This window comes from Kitasatospora sp. NBC_01539 (assembly GCF_045040525.1).
Lineage (GTDB): Bacteria > Actinomycetota > Actinomycetes > Streptomycetales > Streptomycetaceae > Kitasatospora.
In genome coordinates this window covers 1,893,163-1,911,419 of the sequence record NZ_CP109390.1, presented here as the reverse complement: position 1 = coordinate 1,911,419, position 18,257 = coordinate 1,893,163, and the positions used below count along the sequence as shown (strand labels likewise).

The window sequence follows — 18,257 nt, the reverse complement described above, 5'->3', positions numbered from 1 at the left end:
CGTTCGGTCGGCTCGGACCGCGACGCGTGCGTCCGGTCAATTCCACTTGACCAACGCCCGACCCCTGGCCCGGGTAACGCGCCCGGTGGGGACGGGTTGTGCGGGAAACCGCGATCGGCGCCGGCCGGACGGGACCATCCGGCACCCGGACCGGGCCGCCGCCGCCGATTGCATAGACTCTCCGGGTACGTTTCCGACCGCCGCCGACCCCAGGGAGCCCGCAGCCATGGCGATCCAGCCGATCAGGATCTTCGGCGACCCGGTGCTCCGCTCCACCGCGCGTCCCGTCACGACCTTCGACAAGGAGCTCCGGCGGCTCGTGAAGGACCTCACCGACACCATGCTCGACGCCCCCGGCGCCGGCCTGGCCGCCCCCCAGCTGGGCGTCTCGCTGCGGGTCTTCACGTACAACGTGGACGGCGTCGTCGGCCACCTCGTCAACCCCGACCTCGCGCTCACCGACGAGGAGCAGGAGGGCCCCGAGGGCTGCCTCTCGCTGCCCGGCCTGCAGTACGACACCAGGCGCGCCTACGGCGTCGTCGCCAAGGGCTTCGACATGCACGGCGAACCGGTCGAGATCGAGGGCACCCAGCTGCTCGCCCGCTGCATCCAGCACGAGACCGACCACCTCGACGGCATCATCTTCATCGACCGCCTCGACCGCGAGGCGCGCAAGGCCGCGCTCAAGGCCATCCGCGAAGCCGAGTGGGGCGACGGGCCGGCACCGACCGTCCGGGTCTCCCCGCACTCGACCTTCGGCTCCGCGCGCTGACCCCGTCCCCTTCCCGAAAGGCACCCATGCGCCTCGTCTTCGCCGGCACCCCCGAGGTCGCCGTCCCCGCGCTCGACGCCCTGCTGGCCTCCGACCGGCACGAGGTCGTCGCGGTGGTGACCCGCCCCGACGCCGTCGCGGGCCGCGGCCGCCGGCTGGTCGCCAGCCCGGTCGCGCAGCGCGCCGAGGAGGCCGGCATCGAGGTGCTGAAGCCCGCGAAGCCGAGCGACCCCGACTTCCTCGCCCGCCTCACCGAACTCGCCCCGGACTGCTGCCCGGTCGTCGCGTACGGCGCGCTGCTGCGCCCGGGCGCCCTGGAGGTGCCGAAGCACGGCTGGGTCAACCTGCACTTCTCGCTGCTGCCCGCCTGGCGCGGTGCGGCGCCCGTGCAGCACGCCGTGATGGCCGGCGACGAGGTCACCGGCGCCTCGACCTTCCTCATCGAGGAAGGCCTCGACTCCGGCCCGGTCTTCGGCGTCGTCACCGAGGAGATCCGCCCCGCCGACACCAGCGGCGACCTGCTCACCCGGCTCTCGCACTCCGGCGCCCGGCTGCTCGCCGCGACCATGGACGGCATCGCCGACGGGGCGCTGCACGCCGTGCCGCAGCCCGCCGACGGCATCACCCTCGCCCCCAAGATCAACGTCGAGGACGCCCGCATCGACTGGCACCACCCCGCGCTGCGCGTCGACCGCCTCGTCCGCGGCTGCGCCCCCGCGCCCGGCGCGTGGACGGTCTTCCGCGGGGAGCGCCTCAAGCTCGCCGGCCCGGTGAAGCTGCTGCCCGGCGAGACGGCCCTCGCCCCCGGCGAGCTCGCCGTCGCCAAGAACAGCGTCCGCATCGGCACCGGCAGCCACGACGTCGAACTCGGCGAGGTCCAGCCGCAGGGCAAGAAGCCGATGCGCGCGGCAGACTGGGCCCGAGGCGTCCGGATCGAGTCCGGCGAGCGGCTCGGCGACCAGGGCGTGTCCGACCATTCCCGACAGGCGCCCGACGCCGCGCGCTGATCCGCCGCGAATCGTCAGACACGCCCTGGGGCGTGCCCGCTCCGGCCGATCCCGCCGCACCACGGCGTCCGGCCACCCACCACCGCCCTTCCCGTACGGATAACTCCGCAGCACCTTCGAGGCACCTGTGACCACCCCCAGCGCCCAGCGCGCCCCCCGCCCGCACCGCCGTCCCAAGAAGGACCCCGCACGGATCGTCGCGTTCCGCGCGCTGCGCGCCGTCGACGAGCGCGACGCCTACGCCAACCTGATCATGCCCTCGCTGCTCCGCGAGGCCGAGCAGAAGGGCATGGAACGCCGCGACGCCGCCCTCGCCACCGAGCTCGTCTACGGCACGCTGCGCCTCCGGGGCACCTACGACGCGATCATCGCCGCCTGCGTCGACCGTCCGCTGCGCGAGGTCGACCCGCCCGTGCTGGACGTCCTCTCCCTCGGTGCCCACCAGCTCCTCGCCACCCGCATCCCCACGCACGCCGCGGTCTCGGCCACCGTGGAGCTGGCCCGCGCGGTGCTCGGCGACGGCCGCGCGAAGTTCGTCAACGCCGTCCTGCGCCGCATCAGCGCCCAGGACCTCGACGCCTGGATCGCCCAGGTCGCCCCGCCCTACGACGAGGACGCCGAGGACCACCTCGCCGTCGTGCACTCCCACCCGCGCTGGGTCGTCTCCTCGCTGTGGGACTCCCTCGGCCGCTGGCAGCCGGACGCCGCCCGCCGCGCCGACGTCGAGGACCTCCTGCGCGCCGACAACGAGCGGCCCGAGGTCACCCTCGTCGCCCGCCCCGGCCGCGTCACGGTCGACGAGCTCCGCGAGGCCCTGCCCGAGGCCGGGGACGGCCGCTGGTCGCCGTACGCGCTGCGGCTCGCCGAGGGCGGGGACCCGGCCGGCGTCGCCGCCGTCCGCGAGAACCGCGCCGGCGTGCAGGACGAGGGCAGCCAGCTCGTGGCCCTCGCACTGGCCGCAGCCCCCCTCGACGGCCCCGACCGCGTCTGGCTCGACGGCTGCGCGGGCCCCGGCGGCAAGGCCGCCCTGCTCGCCGCCCTCGCCGCCGACCGCGGCGCCGCGCTGGTCGCCTCCGAGAAGCAGCCGCACCGCGCCCGGCTGGTCGCCCGCACCCTGGCCGGCAACCCCGGCCCGTACACGGTGATCGCCGCCGACGGGACCCGGCCGGCCTGGCGGCCCGGCAGCTTCGACCGGGTGCTCGTCGACGTGCCGTGCTCCGGCCTCGGCGCGCTGCGCCGCCGCCCCGAGGCCCGCTGGCGCCGCCGCCCCGAGGACATCGCCGGCTTCGGCCCGCTCCAGCGCGACCTGCTGCGCGGCGCGATCCAGGCCACCCGGGTGGGCGGCGTCATCGGGTACGCCACGTGCTCGCCCCACCTGGCCGAGACCCGCGCCGTCGTCGACGACGTGCTGCGCGGCGAGCCGGGCGTCGAGTGGATCGACGCCCGCCCGCTGCTGCCGGGCGTGCCCGCGCTGGGCGACGGCCCCGACGTGCAGCTCTTCCCGCACCTGCACGGCACCGACGCGATGTACCTCGCGCTTCTGCGCCGTACCACCTGACGGGTCCGAGCAGGCCGGCCTGTGGACGAACGGAGCCCGGCGGGGGTTTGTCCACAGGCCGAAGGAAATACTGGACAGCGGAGCCGGTCTGACGGAGGGTGGGCCGCATGGAGTTCACCCACCTCGGCCGCACCGGCCTCACCGTCTCCCGTCTCTGCCTCGGCACGATGAACTTCGGCCCGCACACCGAGGAGGCCGACGCGCACGAGATCATGGACACGGCCCATGAGCTCGGCATCAACTTCGTCGACACCGCCAACGTCTACGGCTGGGGTGAGAACCGCGGCCGTACCGAGGAGATCATCGGCAACTGGTTCGCCCGGGGCGGAGGCCGCCGCGAGAAGACCGTGATCGCCACCAAGCTGTACGGCGACATGGGGGACTGGCCCAACGAGAGCAAGCTCTCGGCGCTCAACATCCGCCGCGCCGTCGACGCCAGCCTCAAGCGGCTGCAGACCGACTACATCGACCTCTACCAGATGCACCACGTCGACCGGGCCACTCCGTGGGAGGAGATCTGGCAGGCGATGGAGGTGCTGACCGCGCAGGGCAAGATCATCTATGTCGGCTCCAGCAACTTCGCCGGCTGGCACATCGCCCAGGCCCAGGAGACCGCCAGGGCCCGCAACTTCCTCGGCCTCACCAGCGAGCAGTCGCTCTACAACCTGCTGGAGCGCAGCGTCGAGCTGGAGGTCGCCCCGGCGGCCCAGCACTACGGCCTCGGCCTGATCCCGTGGTCCCCGCTGCACGGCGGCCTCCTCGGCGGCGTGCTGCGCAAGGAGCGCGAGGGCGTGCGGCGCACCGAGGGCCGCGCCGCGGAGACGCTCGCGAAGCACCGCGAGCAGATCGGGGACTTCGAGGACCTCGCCGCCGAACTCGGCCACGAGCCGGGCGACGTGGCCCTCGCCTGGCTGCTCACCCGCCCCGCGGTCACCGCGCCGATCGTCGGGCCGCGCACGCTGGAGCAACTGCACGCCGCCGTCCGGTCGCTCGACGTGGTGCTGGACCGGAAGACGCTCGACCGGCTGGACGAGATCTTCCCCGGCCACCGCACCGCACCGGAGGACTACGCCTGGTAGGAGACGCCGGTCCTGCCCGGGCGCACGGCCCGGACAGGGCCGCCGGAGGGGCCGTCCGCCGCGCGGACGGGCCGACGCGGGTGGCCGCCGGGGCCGTGGGCGGCCGCCCCGGCCGGCGCAGCCGCCGGCCCCGCCCGCCGGAAAGGCACTTGAGCTGGAGTGCACTCCAACTCCTAGAGTGCGCAGACGGCCTGACTCCGCGGGCCGTGCACCCGAAGGAGTACGACCATGCGCTACCGCGTCCTCGGCGGCACCGGCATCGAGGTGAGCGTCCACTGCCTGGGCACGATGATGTTCGGCGCCGTGGGGAACCCCGACCACGACGCCTGCGCCCGCATCGTGCACACGGCGCTCGACGCTGGCGTCAACTTCGTGGACACCGCGGACATGTACTCCGCGGGGGAGTCCGAGGAGATCGTCGGCAAGGCCCTGGAGGGCCGGCGCGACGACGTCGTGCTCGCCACCAAGGTGCACTTCCCGATGGGGGACGGCCCCAACCGCGGCGGCAACTCCCGGCGCTGGATCGTCCAGGAGGTCGAGGCGAGCCTCCGGCGGCTGCGGACCGACCGGATCGACCTCTACCAGGTGCACCGGCCCGACCCCCGCACCGACATCGAGGAGACGCTCGGCGTGCTGGGCGACCTCGTGCGGGAGGGCAAGATCCGCGCCTTCGGCTGCTCGACCTTCCCGGCGGAGGAGATCGTCGAGGCGCAGCACGTCGCGGAGCGCCGGGGCCTGCAGCGGTTCCGCACCGAGCAGCCGCCGTACTCGCTGCTGGCGCGCGGCGTCGAGGCCTCGGTGCTGCCGGTCGCCCGGCGGTACGGCATGGGGGTGCTCACGTGGAGCCCGCTGGCGTCCGGCTTCCTCACCGGCCGGTACCGGAAGGGCCGGCCGATCGACCTGTCGAGCGGCCGGGCGGCGCTGACCCCGGCCCGCTTCGACCCGGAGATCCCCGGCAACGCGGCGAAGCTCGACGCGGTGGAGGAGTTCGTCCGGCTCGCCGACGACCTGGGGTGCACGCTGCCGGAGCTCGCGGTGGCGTTCCCGGCGGCGCATCCCGCGGTCACCTCGGTGATCATCGGGCCGCGGACGTCCGACCAGCTGGAGTCGCTGCTGAAGGGCGCCTCGCTGGTGCTGGACGATGCGGCGCTCGACCGGATCGACGCCGTCGTGCCGCCCGGGACGGACCTCTACCGGGCGGACGGTGTCTGGCGGCCGCAGGCGCTCACCGACCCGGCGCTGCGCCGCCGCCCGGTCGGTGAGCGGGCCGCCGGATAGGCGTCGGGGGAAGCGGGCCCGTCCGGTGGCGGCGGGCTCCTTTTCGCCCGCCTTATTGACGAAGAGTCTAATACCTTCTACGGTCTCGCCAGAGAGCCCCCACCCCAGAGCGACCGAGGAGCCACCCTCATGGCGACGACCGCGCGCAAGGCCACCACCGCCGTCCTCGAAGAACGCGACCGGCAGCGACGGCGCACGGCCGAACGCCTGCTGGCGTCCTCCGCCAAGCTCTCCTTCGACCCCCTCACCGAGGTCGACTGGGACGCCGAACCCGTGCCCGGCGCCTACTACATCGCCCCGCACCGCACCTCGCTGTACGGCACCGCGCTCTGGCGGGGCCTCACCGAGGAGCAGCGCATCGAGCTGAGCAAGCACGAGGTGGCGAGCGTCGCCAGCGTCGGCATCTGGTTCGAGGAGATCCTCATGCAGATGCTGCTGCGGCACGCCTTCGACCGTGACCCGACCACCGCCCACGTGCAGTACGCGCTCACCGAGATCGCCGACGAGTGCCGGCACTCCGTGATGTTCGCCCGCATGATCGCCAAGATGGGCGCGCCCGCGTACGGCGCCGGACGGGTGGCGCACAACCTCGGCCGGGTGTTCAAGGCCGTCTCCACGCACAGCCAGACCTTCGGCGGCACGATGTACGTCGAGGAGATCCTCGACTCCTTCCAGCGCGAGATGATGAACGACGAGTCGCTGCAGCCGCTCGTCCGCCAGGTGTCCCGGATCCACGTGATCGAGGAGGCCCGGCACATCACGTACGCCCGCGAGGAGCTGCAGCGCAAGGACCTCGGCTTCGTGCGGCGGCGCGCCGAGCAGCTGCTGATGGGCGTGGTCGTCTACTTCGCGACCACCCGGCTGATCCACCCGGGGGTCTACGCCTCCGTCGGCATCGACCCGGCCGAGGGCGCCCGCGCCGCCCGGGCGAACCCGCAGTGGCGGGCGGCGAAGGTCGAGATGGCCGCCAAGGTCGTCGGCGTCCTCGACCGGGCCGGGCTCGTCGGCCGGACCAACCGGTGGCTGCTGCGGGCGGCCGGCGTCGTGTGAGCGGGGGCCGCAGCGCGCGCCGCGCCGGCATGCGTCAGAATGATCATGTGCAGCCGATCAGCCATCCGGTTCCCTATTACGCGCAGTGGGAATCCCCCGAACTCGTCGCCGACATCATCGCCGGCACCGTCGAGGCGGAGGACGACCCGCGCTGGGAGCAGTCCGGCGCCCCCGACCCCGCCGAGTACGCCTTCTGGTCCTGGCGTGCCTGCGGCATGGCCTGCCTGCGGATGGCGCTCGACCACTGGTGGGGCGTCGCCCCGCCGATCGTCCGCCTCGCGCGGGAGAGCACCGACGCCGGCGGCTACGTCCGACACCCCGACGGGCGGCTGGACGGCCTGATCCACGCCCCCTTCGCCGCCTACGTCCGGAGCCGCTGGGGCCTGTACGCCGACGCCAGGTCACCCCTGCCGGCCGAGGAACTGCCCGGCCACCTCGCCGCCGGACGGCTCGCGATGATCTCCGTCCACCCGTCGATCCGCACCCTCGAACCCGCCCCGCCGCGCGCCGGCGGGCACCTCGTGCTCGCCGTCGGCGCGGACGACGAGGGCCTCCTCGTGCACAACCCGTCGGGTTTCGCGGGGGAGTCCCAGCAGCACGCCCGGGTGCCCTGGGCCGACCTCGGGCGCTTCTACGCCGGGCGCGGCATCCTGCTCGGCCCGCCGCAGCTCGAACGCGGCGAGTAGCGCCCGGGCCGGCCCCGGACGCGCCGAGTGGCGCCCCGCCCGATCCGCTCCCGGCCGACCGCGCCGGGCCGTGCCGCGCCGGGAAGCGCGAGGTCGCGCGGGGCAGCGCCCGGAGGCCGTCCGGATCCCGAACAGCGCGGCAGGTGCCGTCGCACGGGCTGTTAGCGTGGCCGTCGAGTGATCGCCCGCACCCGCCCGGAGGCCGCCGTGACCCCGACCGAGCCCCTGCCGGACGAGGCGCTGCTGCGCACCGTCGGCGTCGACGTCGTCCGCGACGGCCGCTACCTTCTGCGCGACATCTCGCTCGCCGTCGAGCCCGGCCAGCACTGGGCCCTGCTCGGGGCGAACGGCGCCGGCAAGTCCACCCTGCTCGCGCTGCTCGGCGCCGTCTCCCACCCCACCCACGGCGAGGTGCACGTGCTCGGCCGGCAGCTCGGTCGGGTCGACATCCGCGGGCTGCGCGCCCACCTCGGGCACGTCAACCCGCGGCACCCGCTGCGCTCGCCGCTCGGCGTGCGCGACGTCGTGCTCACCGGCCTCACCAACAGCATCGAACCCGACCTGTGGCACAAGCCGGACGCGGACGCGATCGCACACGCCGACCACCTCCTCGACCTGATGGGTATGGCCGACCGGGCCGACGCCGTCTGGCCCAAGCTCTCCCAGGGCGAGCGCGGCCGCACGCTCATCGCCCGCGCCCTCATGCCACGCCCCCGGCTGCTCCTGCTCGACGAGCCCGCCACGGGGCTCGACCTGACCGCCCGCGAGATCCTGCTCGCCGCGCTGGACCAGCTCCGCGCGCAGCACCCGCAGCTCGCCAGCGTGCTCGTCACCCATCACCTGGAGGAGCTCCCGGAGACCACCACCCACGCCCTGCTGCTGCGCGACGGCGAGACCGTCGCGGCCGGCCCGGTCGACGAGGTGCTGACCACCGAGCTCGTCAGCGCCTGCTTCGGGCACCCGGTCAGCATCGCCCGCCACGACGGCCGCTGGACGGCGCGCGCGGCCCGGACGGCGCCGACCGCGCTCTGAGACGCCCCCGCACCCCCGCACCGCCGCACCGCCGCGCCGTCGGCGGTCGCCCGCCCGGCCGCGCGCATGGCCATCGAGGCCGGAGCCGCCGGTCACCCGCCGGTCACCCGCCGTTCGGCAGGCCGATCGGGTTGTACTGCGGGAGTTCGGCGCGGCACGCCGTCGACAGCGGCCGCAGGGCGGCGGCGAGTTCGTCGAGCTCCTCGCGGTGGAAGCCGTCCCACACCCGGGCCGCCGCCAGGTCGGTGGCCGCCTCCAGCGCGCGGTGCCGCGAGCGGCCCTCGGCGGTGACGGCTCCGTCGCCGGCCAGCCAGCCGCGCCCGGTGAGGCGCCCGGCGGCGTCCTCCCACTCGGCGTCCGTCCAGCCGCGGTACGGCTGCAGCACCTCGCGGCGGGTGTCGAGCGCACAGCGCAGCACGAGGGCCTCGCAACCGTCGAGTCCCTCGGCGACCAGCGCCGCCACGTGGCCGTCGCCGCGGTGCTCGCGCAGCACGGTGGTGGCCTGCCAGAGCCGCGCCAGCCGGCCCTCCGGCCGCGGCAGTGCCGCGTTGGCGGCGGCCAGCACACGGCCGCAGCAGTCGAGGCCGTCCACGGCACGCTCCAGCAGTTCCACCGAGCGGTCGATCAGGTGCGGTTTGACGGTCTCCAGCACCCGGGACAGCGCGGCGGTCGCGCCCTCGACCCGGGCCGTCAGCGCGGCCTCCGGGGTGGCGCGCGACCAGACGTCCGGCAGGGCCCGTTCGACCATGGAGGGCGCGAAGTTGAAGAACGCGGCGACCACCGGTGCCGCGTCCACCGGGCCGAGCGGCGCCGAGCGCCCGCCGAAGTAGCCGCGCCAGTAGCCGCGCAGGCCGACCGCCTCGTACGCGGCACGACCCTCGGGCGAGAAGTAGGTGAGGGCGTGCACCGGCTCGAAGAGCCACCAGAGGGCACGGGCGGGATGGGCGAGTTCAGCCACGGGGGGACAGCCTCTCCGGAACCTTGGGCTCCCGATGCGGACCGGGCGCCCACGGCGGTGCGGCGCCCCTGCTGTGATGCGGGTCACCCGCGGAGGGCGGCGTCCACCCCCCGTCGCCGCTTCACGCGATGATGGGGGAAGGTGGCCGCAGACGACCGCCCGCACCGAGCTGTGAAGGTACCCGGATATGGCGCAGATCAACCCCAGCATCCTCTCCGCCGACTTCGCCCGACTGGCGGCCGAGGCCGAGGCCGTCCGCGGCGCGGACTGGCTGCACGTCGATGTGATGGACAACCACTTCGTGCCCAACCTGACGCTGGGCGTGCCGGTCGTCGAGTCGCTCGCCCGTGCCACCGACACGCCGCTCGACTGCCATCTGATGATCGAACAGCCCGACCGCTGGGCCCCGCAGTACGTCGAGGCCGGCGCCGGCTCCGTCACCTTCCACGTGGAGGCCGCCGCCGCGCCCGTCCGGCTCGCCCGCGAGATCCGCGCCAAGGGTGCCCGGGCCGCGATGGCGCTGCGCCCGGCCACCCCGATCGAGCCGTACGAGGACCTGCTCCCCGAGCTCGACATGGTGCTCATCATGACCGTGGAGCCCGGCTTCGGCGGCCAGGCGTTCCTGGACATCATGCTGCCCAAGATCCGCCGCACCCGGGAGCTCATCTCCAAGCACGGGCTCGACCTGTGGCTGCAGGTCGACGGCGGCGTGTCCGCGTCCACCGTCGAGCGCTGCGCCGAGGCCGGCGCCGACGTGTTCGTGGCGGGGTCCGCCGTCTACTCCGCGGACGACCCGGCCGAGGCCGTCCGTGCCCTGCGTGCGCAGGCGGAGGCGGCCACCGCGGGCGCGGCCTGGGCCTGCCGGCACTGAGCCCCGCCCGCCAGGGGCGGTCCGCGCGGCGGATCTGACGGACCGTAGAGTGTCTCCCCAAGATCGAACGGGGGGAGTGGTCTTGGAGCAGAGCGGCGAGCGGCGGGAGCGGTCGGCGGGGGCCGGCCGGCGGGCGTTCCTGCGGGCCCTGGCGGTCGCCGGGGTCGGTGCGGCGGCCGTCGGCACGGCCGTGGTCGAGGACGTCCTGCCGGGCGGTCCGCGGCTGCGCCGCGCCGTCGGCATGACCGGCCCGGACGGCACCGTGCCGGACGCGGAGCCCGGGACGGTCCGGAGCTACCGGCTGCCCTCCACCGCCCGCAGCAGTCCGGTGCAGCTCAGCATCATGACGCCGCCGCGCGCCGCCCGCCCGTCGGAGCTGCCGGTCTGCCTGGTGCTGCACGGCCGCGGCGGGTCCGCGCAGGCCGTGCTCGACCTGGGCCTTCCGGAGTTCCTCGCGGACGCGACCGCCCGTGGCGTGCCGCCGTACCACCTGGTGGCGGTGGACGGCGGCGATGCCACGTACTGGCACCGCCGCAGCGCCGGGGACGACCCGATGGCGATGCTGCTGGACGAGCTGCCGGGCTGGCTCGCCGCCCGGGGCCTCGCCGTGCCCACCGGCGTGCTCGGCATATCGATGGGCGGTTCCGGGGCGCTGCAGTACGCCCGGGCCCGCAACGGCGGGCTCGGCGCCGTCGCCCTGCTCAGCCCGGCGCTGTTCCGCACCTGGAGCGACGCCCGGGCGGTCGACGGTTACGAGGACGAGGCGGACTGGCTCGAACGCGAGCCGCTGCTGCACCTCGACCGGCCGCTGACCCGGCGGCTGTCGGTGTGGTGCGGCACGGAGGACCCGTTCTGCCCGGCCGTCCGGCGGCTCGCCGACCGCGCGGCCGAGATGCACCTGCCGCGGGGCGCGCACACCGACGGCTTCTGGCGGCGGGTGCTGCCGGACGCCACTGCGTTCCTCGGGCACGCGCTGGCCGCGCCCGTCTGACACCCGGCCGACCCCCGGACGCCGGTGGTGGTGTCCGGGAGCCCCGCGGTGTCCGGGGGCCGGGGCCGCCGCGCGCGGCTCACTCCGCGGCGTAGCCCGGTACGAGCTTCGCGGCCTCGGCGGCGACGGCGTCCAGGCCGGCGCGGGTGCTCTCCCCGCCGGCGAGGATCCGGTCGAGTCCTTCGTCGAGCGGGGTGTAGAGCAGGGTGTACTCCGGGAGGGCGGGCCTCGGCCGGCCGGCGGCCAGCACCTTGCGGAAGCCGGCTATGCCGAGGTTGGTGGTGACGTCGGGGCTGTAGGCGTCGGAGCGGGTCGGCAGGGTGGAGTTCTTGATGGCGGTGTAGATCTGCGCGTTGGCGGAGGTCATGAAGGCCATGAACTTCTGGGCGGCGGCGCGGTGCGCGGCGTCCGATCCCGCGTAGGACACGAGGTTGTGGCCGCCCAGCGGTGCGCCGGGGTGCCCGGAGCTGCCCGCCGGGACGGTGGCGATCCCGAGGTTGGTGTTGTCGAGGAAGGCCTTGCCCGCGAAGACGTTCGCGTTCTCCCAGGGGCCCTGGATGATGGAGGCGACCCTGCCCTCGACGAAGTCCTGCATGATGTCGGCGTAGGCGTCCTTGCCGGTGTCCAGCGGCGCGACGCCCGGTGCGGCGAGGAGTTCCCTGATGGTGTCGATGCCCTTGACCGCTGCCGGGGAGTTGACGGTGATCCGCTTCTCGGCGGTGTCGACCATGTCGGTGTCCTCGCCGTAGAGGAACGGCATGGCGTAGTAGTCCTGCGGGTTGAAGGCGAAGCCGTGGGCGCCCGTCCGCTGCTTGATCCGGGCGGCGTCGGTCTTCAGCTCGCTCCAGGTGGCGGGGGCCTTGGAGATGCCGGCCTTCGCGAACAGCTCCTTGTTGTACATCAGGGCGAGCGTGTCGGTGACCTGCGGGAGGGCGTACAGCTTGCCGTCGTAGGTGGCCTGCTGGATGAGTTCGGGCTGGAACGCGGCGACGTCGGCGGCGGCGGGGGTGCCGTCCAGTGGTGCGAGGTAGCCGGCCGCGGCGAAGCCCGGGGTCCAGCCGACGTCGGCGCGCAGGACGTCGGGGGCGCCCTCGTGCGCCGCCGCGGCGGCGCGGAACTTCTCCCGGGCCTCGGCGAACGGCACGTTGACGTACGTCACCGTGATGCCGGGGTTGGCCTTCTGGAAGTTGGAGGCCAGGACCTTGAAGGTGGACGACTCGTTCGCCGCGTCCGAGGTGTCCCACCAGGTGATGGTGACGGGCCCGGCGGAGTCCGCGTCGCCGGAGCCGGCCGGGCCTTCGGAGCCGCAGGCGGTCATGGAGACGGTGATCGCGGCGGCCAGCGCGAGGGCCGCGGTGCCACGGCGCATGGTGACTCCTTGAAGCTGGTGGGGGTGAGCGGACCGCCGCCGCCCGGGCAGGGGCGGGTGCAGCGCGGCGTGCGCCGGAGGCGGAGGGAGGCCGGCCGGGCAGGCCGGCCCGGGGGGATCCGCGGGGACGGCGGTGGAAGGCCGGCGTGGGTGGTGCCGACAGCTGAGGACGATGCCGTGGGAGCGGGGAGGCCGTCAAGGTTTCCGGGCGACTAACTGAAAATTTCTGCAAGATTTCTCAGCAGGGCTCGAAGATCCGCGCCGAAAGCCCCTGGCCTGGGAAGGCTTCGGATGCCATCGGCGGGTGGGGTGCGCGTCCTGAGGCCTGGGAAATGGGGATTTCTCGCGCATCGGACCCGTACTGCTTCGCTGACGGATCTTGCGGTAAGTTGCATCGCCTTGGACCTCCACGGCCTCCGGCCGGGTACGGGCCCGCCCTGCCGCGGCATGCGGAAGGCCGTCGCCCCGGGACGGGTCCCGGGGCGACGGCCTTCGTGCGACGGCGTTCGGTGCTGCGGTGCTGCGGCGTTCGGTGCGCGTGTCAGACGATGCTGCAGGTCGCGCCGTTGAGGGTGAAGGTGGACGGCACGCCGTTGGTGCCGGGCGTCGAGGAGGCGTTGAAGCCGAAGTTCACGCTGCCTCCGATCGGGATGGTCTGGGTCCAGGCCTCGTGGGTGACGTGCACGGCCTGTCCGGTCTGGGTGCCCTTGGCGTTCCAGAGGGAGTTGATGTGCTGCGCGGCGGGGAAGGCGAAGTCGAGGCTCCAGCCGGAGACCGCGGCGGTGCCGAGGTTGCGGATGGTGACGTCGCCGTTGAACGAGGTGCCCCAGTCGCTGAGGCGGTAGGCGACCGAGCACGCCCCTGCGGGGGTGGCGCCGGTGGTCACCGCGACGGTGCCCGAGCGGGTGGAGCGGTTGCCCGCGGCGTCGCGCGCGTACACCGCGAAGTCGTAACGGGTGGAAGCGGTCAGCCCGGTGAGGGTGGCGGTCGTGCCGGCGACGGTGGCGACGGCGCTCTCGCCGGTGGAGGTGACGCGGACGACGTCGTACGCGGTGACGGCCGTGTTGTCGGTGGCGGCGGCCCAGCCGAGCGTGGCGCCCGAGGAGGTGACCGCGGTGGCGGTCGGGGTGCCGGGCACCGTCGGGGCCTGCGTGTCGGCGGTCGTGCCGCCGAACACCGTCGCCTCGCGCGAGGTGGCGCGGATGCCGTTGGCGCCGTCGATCAGGCGCTTGCCCCAGGCGCTGGGACGGGTCGCGTCGAAGCCCGTCACGAGGTCGAGGTATTCGACGCCGCCGCCGTTGCCGCTCCACGACCAGCCCATGTAGCCGATGCCCAACTGCTGGGCGGTGGCCATGATGGTGTCCTCGTCCGGGTTGCCGTCGGAGTGCATGTCGCCGAACTCGCCGACCACGATCGGGAGTTTCGCCTGGACGAAGCGCCCGAGGTAGTCGCTGACCTCGGCCGCGGTGTCGAAGACGCCGTACATGTGGATGGAGAAGACGGTGTTGCGCTGCGGGTCGCTCGCGAAGACGGCGGCCGCGTTGTCGCGCATGGTGAACGCCCAGTCCTGGCCCCAGTTGGGGGCGTCGGTCATCAGCGTGTGCTGGAACCCGGCGGTGCGCAGCCGCTGGATCGCCGCGGTGGTGTCGGCCGTCCAGGCGGCGTAACCGGTGTTGCCGTACGGCTCGTTGCCGATGTTCAGGACGACGTACTTCTCCTGGCCGGTGAGGGCGCTCTGCACGCTGATCCAGTAGTCGACCGCGCGGGAGAGCGAGACCGCGGCGCTCTGCTCGCCGTAGCCGGTGGTGTCGTGCGCCTCCAGTACGCAGACGAGGCGGTTGGCCTTGCACTGGCTCACGACGTTCGCCACGTCGGCGGTGTCGTTCTTCGTCCACTGGTCGCCGGTGGCGAGCACCACGCGGACCGTGTTCGAGCCGGTGGCCTTGATGTCCTTCAGGGCCTGCGTGGTACGGGTGGGGTACCAGGCGTGCGCGTGGTTGATGCCGCGCATCACGAAGTCCTGCTCGCCGGCCTCCAGGAGGCGGCCGTTGCTGACGTGGAAGCCCGTCGTGGCGGCCTGGGCGGGCGGGGTGGCGGCGAACATCGAGGCGACGACCGCCGCGAGGCCCACTGCGGCGGTGGCGAGTCTGCTTCTCATCCCTTGCTCCAAACGTGGTGCGCGCACGGCGGATCGGCCGTCGGCGACGGGTCCGGTGCGGCTGCCGGGCAGTGCGTGCGGTCCCCGGGGGCGCGACCGTCCGCGGCCGGCCGCCGGACGGCGGGGCGTGCGGTGCGGTGCGACAGGGGCCCGCGGCCCGGGGAGGGGAGCGGCGCGGCCCGGGCAGGGTGGAGCGTCCGGCGGCGGGTCGGACGGCGGCGCCCTCAGGGGTGATCGGGCGGCGCGCGTCCGGCGTGCTCCGTCGGCGGCGGCATCAGGTTAGGGGCGTGCGGATCCGGAGCACAACCGTCAGGACGGAACCGGTTAAGTCTTGTTTCCCGCAGCGTGCTTGTGCGGAGCAGAGCTGACCGGCAGTCATCCGGGAGCGCCCTTCCCGGTGAATCCGCAGGCCGGCAGGCATCCCGGGCGGCGGCACCCGGGGGTGGGAGAGGTGTCCGACGCGCTCATGGCGATACCGAACGGGCCCGTCAGCTTGACCGGTTGAGTACGGACCGCCCGGCTGTTCCGACCGCGGCCCGGGTGGCCGCCGCAGGCCCGGCCGGCCGGGCGTCCCGGCGCGCGTTGTGGGGGTGCCCCCGGCACCGCTACGGTGTGCGCCATGGGGTTGGGATCTTGGTGGCGCGGCGGGTCCGCAGCCGACCGCAGGCAGCAGCGGAATGACGGCGCGCCGCTCTCCGAGCAGGCCGTACTGGCCATCGTGGCACAACAGTTGACGGAGCTCGGCGGAGAACGCTGGACCGTCGAGGGTGCGCTTGCCAAGGGGCCGGGCAGTGCCGCGGTGGCGCTCGCCGCGCCGCACGGCGACGGGCCCGCCCACCTGGACCTTTCCTTCCTGCTGGAGGCCGGGCGTCCGGAGGAGACGGCCGTCACCGACTGCGTGGCCGGTTTCGGCGCGGACTCCGAGGCGGCCGTGCGCCGCGCGGTGGAGATCTGGGCCTCCACCACCGGCGTCACCATGCTCGAACTCCTCGCCCACAACGGCCGGTTCGCCGGGCACATCCACCCGGCCGACGCCGACGCGCTGCCGGGCTGGCACGCCATCCACGGCGGCATCGTCGCGTGGGGTGCCGGCGACCGCCACAACGCCGTCCAGGACTGGACCGTCGCCCACCCGTTGCTGCCCCAGCTCGCCCCGGCGTTCGCCGACGGCTTCGGCAGGGACGCGCTGATCGGCGTCAAGGTCTTCCTCGGCGGCCGCGTCGGCGAGGAGACCGCCGAGGTGCGGGTCGACGGCGTGGTGCACGAGCGGGCGTCGAAGCTGCTGCTCGGCCTGGACTGGCCGCGCGTCACCGAAGGCACCGCCTACGCGCGGACGTTCGTGCTGCTCGTGCACCCGGAGCGCTGAGCGCGGGTACCGGAGACGGGCCCGGGGGTCAGCGCACCACGGTGTACGCGTGGGCGCCGCCCGGTCCCGGGTAGCCGGGCAGCCAGCGGGCCAGTACCAGCCCGGACGGGTGGAACATCGGCGTCGGCAGGGCGTCGACGGCGAAGCGCTCCCAGCCGGCGCAGCTGTGCGGTTCGGTGACGTACGCGGGGGCGTCGCACGGCGGGGCGAGCACCGCGGCGGTCAGCCGGGGCCGGCCGAGTTCGTGGTCGAGCAGCACGGCCAGCACCCGCATCTCCGCGGCGGGGAGCACGATGCCGGTCTCCTCGGCGAGTTCGCGGGCGGCGGCCTCCTCGAAGGACTCGCCGGGCGCGTCGGCCTTGCCGCCGGGCAGGCTCCAGGTGGGGCTCTCCCCGGCGGTGGTCCGGCGGCCGAGCAGCACCCGGCCGTCGGCGGTGGGCACGATGACGCCCGCGCCGATGACGGGTGAGCCGGCCGTCGGGGCGGTCACCAGGCGGCCTTGGCGTAGTCCTTGAGGAAGCAGCCGTACAGGTCCTCGCCGAGCTCGCCGCGGACGATCGGGTCGTAGACCCGGGCCGCGCCGTCGACGAGGTCGAGGGGGGCGTGGAAGCCCTCCTCGTGGAGGCGCATCTTGTCGGGGTGCGGCCGCTCGTCGGTGATCCAGCCGGTGTCGACGGCGGTCATGAGGATGCCGTCGGTCTCGAACATCTCGTCCGCGCTGGTGCGGGTGAGCATGTTGAGCGCGGCCTTCGCCATGTTGGTGTGGGGGTGGCCGGCGCCCTTGTACCCGCGGCTGAAGACGCCCTCCATCGCGGAGACGTTGACCACGTACTTGCGTCGGGCGGCGGAGGCGGCCATCGCGGGGCGGAGCCGGCTGATGAGGATGAACGGCGCCGTGGAGTTGCAGAGCTGCACCTCCAGCAGCTCCATCGGGCCGACCTCGCTCACGGTCTGCACCCAGCTGTTGGTGGGGGCGAGGTCGGGCACCAGGCCGCCGGCGTCGATGGCGGTGCCCGCCTCGATGCGCGCCGGGGTGGCGGAGCCGGTGACGAGGGCGAGGGAGGTGACCTCGGCGGCCGCGATGCGCTCGCTGCCGGCCCCGGCCTGGCCGGGCAGGGCGGGCACGTCGACGCTGCCGCTGCCGAAGCGACCGATCACGACGGCCGGTGGCAGCGTGCCCGCGGGCAGCGGCGCCGACTCGGCCGCGACGAGCTCGCGGTACGCCTCGGGGGAGCGGCGCACGGTCTGCGCGGCGTTGTTGATGAGGATGTCGAGCGGGCCGTCGGCGGCGACCTCGTCGGCGAGGGCGACCACCTGGGCGGGGTCGCGCAGGTCGATGCCGACGATCTTGAGCCGGTGGATCCACCGGTCGCTGTCGGGCATCGCCGTGAAGCGGCGGATGGCGTCGTTGGGGAAGCGCGTGGTGATGGTGGTGTGGGCGCCGTCCCGCAGCAGGCAGAGCGCGATGTACATGCCGATCTTCGCGCGGCCGCCGGTGAGCAGGGCGCGCTTGCCGGTGAGGTCGGCGCGGGCGGCGCGGCGGTCGCGGTTGAGGGCCGCGCAGGACCGGCAGAGCTGGTGGTAGAACGCGTCGACCTCGACGTACCGCTGCTTGCAGGTGTAGCAGGAGCGCGGGCGCTCCAGGATGCCGGCGATTTCGGTGGTGGTCTCGGTCGAGAGGCCGAAGACGCCCGCCGTCTCGTCGTCGATCCGTCCGGGCGCGCCGGTGGCGGTGCGGGAGGTGACCTCGCGGTCGTTCGCCGTCTTGCGGGCGCGGGTCTCCTGGCGGCGGCGCTGCTTCAGCGTGCGGAAGAGGCCGCCGACGGCCAGCCGCACGGTGATCGCGTCCGGGTGGTCGACGTGCAGCGTGTCGAGCTCGGCGAGCACGTCGAGGCAGAGCGCGAGGCGCTCGGGGTCGAGGCCCGGTCCGTAGTCCGTCTGCTGCTCGTCCGTGATCTCGGTCTTGGTGTCCGGGCCCGCCGTCATGCCTGTTGCTGCTTCTCTCTTCGCGCCGCCTGTGTCCGCCGAATGGTACGGGAGCGGCGTGGAGCGACGCGAAGGTAAGTGCTCAGGTGGTCTTTC

The 18,257-nt window shown here is 74.2% G+C and carries 16 protein-coding genes; 11 read left to right on the top strand and 5 right to left on the bottom strand.

The genetic code is table 11. The features are described from left to right. Positions 1-226 precede the first annotated feature (226 nt). From def to OG335_RS08080, 8 genes are all read left to right on the top strand, one after another. A complete protein-coding gene (def, locus tag OG335_RS08115) occupies positions 227-772 on the top strand; it encodes a peptide deformylase (RefSeq protein ID WP_405010351.1) in 546 nt (181 codons plus the stop codon). Between the two features lie 26 nt (positions 773-798). After that, complete coding sequence (fmt, locus tag OG335_RS08110) at positions 799-1,779, top strand: methionyl-tRNA formyltransferase (RefSeq protein ID WP_405010350.1); 981 nt, start codon at positions 799-801, stop codon at positions 1,777-1,779. A 127-nt stretch (positions 1,780-1,906) separates the two neighbouring features. Further along, complete coding sequence (locus OG335_RS08105; RefSeq protein ID WP_405010349.1) at positions 1,907-3,337, top strand: RsmB/NOP family class I SAM-dependent RNA methyltransferase; 1,431 nt, start codon at positions 1,907-1,909, stop codon at positions 3,335-3,337. Positions 3,338-3,444: 107 nt separating this feature from the next. Further along, positions 3,445-4,416 carry an aldo/keto reductase gene (locus OG335_RS08100; RefSeq protein WP_405010348.1) on the top strand — a complete coding sequence of 324 codons (972 nt, stop codon included), beginning with the start codon at positions 3,445-3,447 and terminating at the stop codon, positions 4,414-4,416. A 228-nt stretch (positions 4,417-4,644) separates the two neighbouring features. Then, positions 4,645-5,694, top strand: a complete 1,050-nt coding sequence (locus tag OG335_RS08095; protein WP_405010347.1) for an aldo/keto reductase — start codon at positions 4,645-4,647, stop codon at positions 5,692-5,694. Between the two features lie 129 nt (positions 5,695-5,823). After that, positions 5,824-6,744: a diiron oxygenase gene (locus OG335_RS08090; protein ID WP_405010346.1), complete on the top strand. Its 921-nt coding sequence runs from the start codon at positions 5,824-5,826 to the stop codon at positions 6,742-6,744. Between the two features lie 29 nt (positions 6,745-6,773). Beyond that, positions 6,774-7,430: a C39 family peptidase gene (locus tag OG335_RS08085; protein WP_405010345.1), complete on the top strand. Its 657-nt coding sequence runs from the start codon at positions 6,774-6,776 to the stop codon at positions 7,428-7,430. 207 nt (positions 7,431-7,637) lie between these two features. Then, positions 7,638-8,462 carry an ABC transporter ATP-binding protein gene (locus OG335_RS08080; RefSeq protein ID WP_405010344.1) on the top strand — a complete coding sequence of 275 codons (825 nt, stop codon included), beginning with the start codon at positions 7,638-7,640 and terminating at the stop codon, positions 8,460-8,462. 103 nt (positions 8,463-8,565) lie between these two features. Here OG335_RS08080 and OG335_RS08075 read toward each other — a convergent pair whose 3' ends face one another. Continuing rightward, the gene (locus tag OG335_RS08075) at positions 8,566-9,420 is read right to left on the bottom strand and encodes an SCO6745 family protein (RefSeq protein ID WP_405010343.1); all 855 of its coding nucleotides are present in this window, start codon (positions 9,418-9,420) and stop codon (positions 8,566-8,568) included. A gap of 187 nt (positions 9,421-9,607) precedes the next feature. On the opposite strand from OG335_RS08075, the gene rpe reads away from it, so the two are divergent. Both rpe and OG335_RS08065 read left to right on the top strand, forming a co-directional pair. Then, positions 9,608-10,291 carry a ribulose-phosphate 3-epimerase gene (rpe, locus tag OG335_RS08070; RefSeq protein ID WP_405010342.1) on the top strand — a complete coding sequence of 228 codons (684 nt, stop codon included), beginning with the start codon at positions 9,608-9,610 and terminating at the stop codon, positions 10,289-10,291. A gap of 82 nt (positions 10,292-10,373) precedes the next feature. After that, the gene (locus OG335_RS08065; protein ID WP_405010341.1) at positions 10,374-11,282 is read left to right on the top strand and encodes an alpha/beta hydrolase; all 909 of its coding nucleotides are present in this window, start codon (positions 10,374-10,376) and stop codon (positions 11,280-11,282) included. A gap of 79 nt (positions 11,283-11,361) precedes the next feature. On the opposite strand, the gene OG335_RS08060 is transcribed toward OG335_RS08065, so the two are convergent. Then, positions 11,362-12,651 carry an extracellular solute-binding protein gene (locus tag OG335_RS08060; RefSeq protein WP_405010340.1) on the bottom strand — a complete coding sequence of 430 codons (1,290 nt, stop codon included), beginning with the start codon at positions 12,649-12,651 and terminating at the stop codon, positions 11,362-11,364. A 541-nt stretch (positions 12,652-13,192) separates the two neighbouring features. Then, positions 13,193-14,809, bottom strand: a complete 1,617-nt coding sequence (locus OG335_RS08055) for a cellulase family glycosylhydrolase (protein WP_405010339.1) — start codon at positions 14,807-14,809, stop codon at positions 13,193-13,195. Positions 14,810-15,428: 619 nt separating this feature from the next. Between OG335_RS08055 and OG335_RS08050 the strand changes: the two genes are divergently transcribed. Beyond that, positions 15,429-16,175 (top strand): DUF6348 family protein, encoded by a 747-nt coding sequence (locus tag OG335_RS08050; protein ID WP_405010338.1) that lies wholly within the window; start codon positions 15,429-15,431, stop codon positions 16,173-16,175. 28 nt (positions 16,176-16,203) lie between these two features. Here OG335_RS08050 and OG335_RS08045 read toward each other — a convergent pair whose 3' ends face one another. After that, the gene (locus OG335_RS08045) at positions 16,204-16,665 is read right to left on the bottom strand and encodes an NUDIX domain-containing protein (protein ID WP_405010337.1); all 462 of its coding nucleotides are present in this window, start codon (positions 16,663-16,665) and stop codon (positions 16,204-16,206) included. Further along, positions 16,662-18,161, bottom strand: a complete 1,500-nt coding sequence (locus OG335_RS08040; protein ID WP_405010336.1) for an SDR family NAD(P)-dependent oxidoreductase — start codon at positions 18,159-18,161, stop codon at positions 16,662-16,664. The genes OG335_RS08045 and OG335_RS08040 overlap by 4 nt, the downstream gene beginning before the upstream one ends. Between the last annotated feature and the right edge of the window lie 96 nt (positions 18,162-18,257).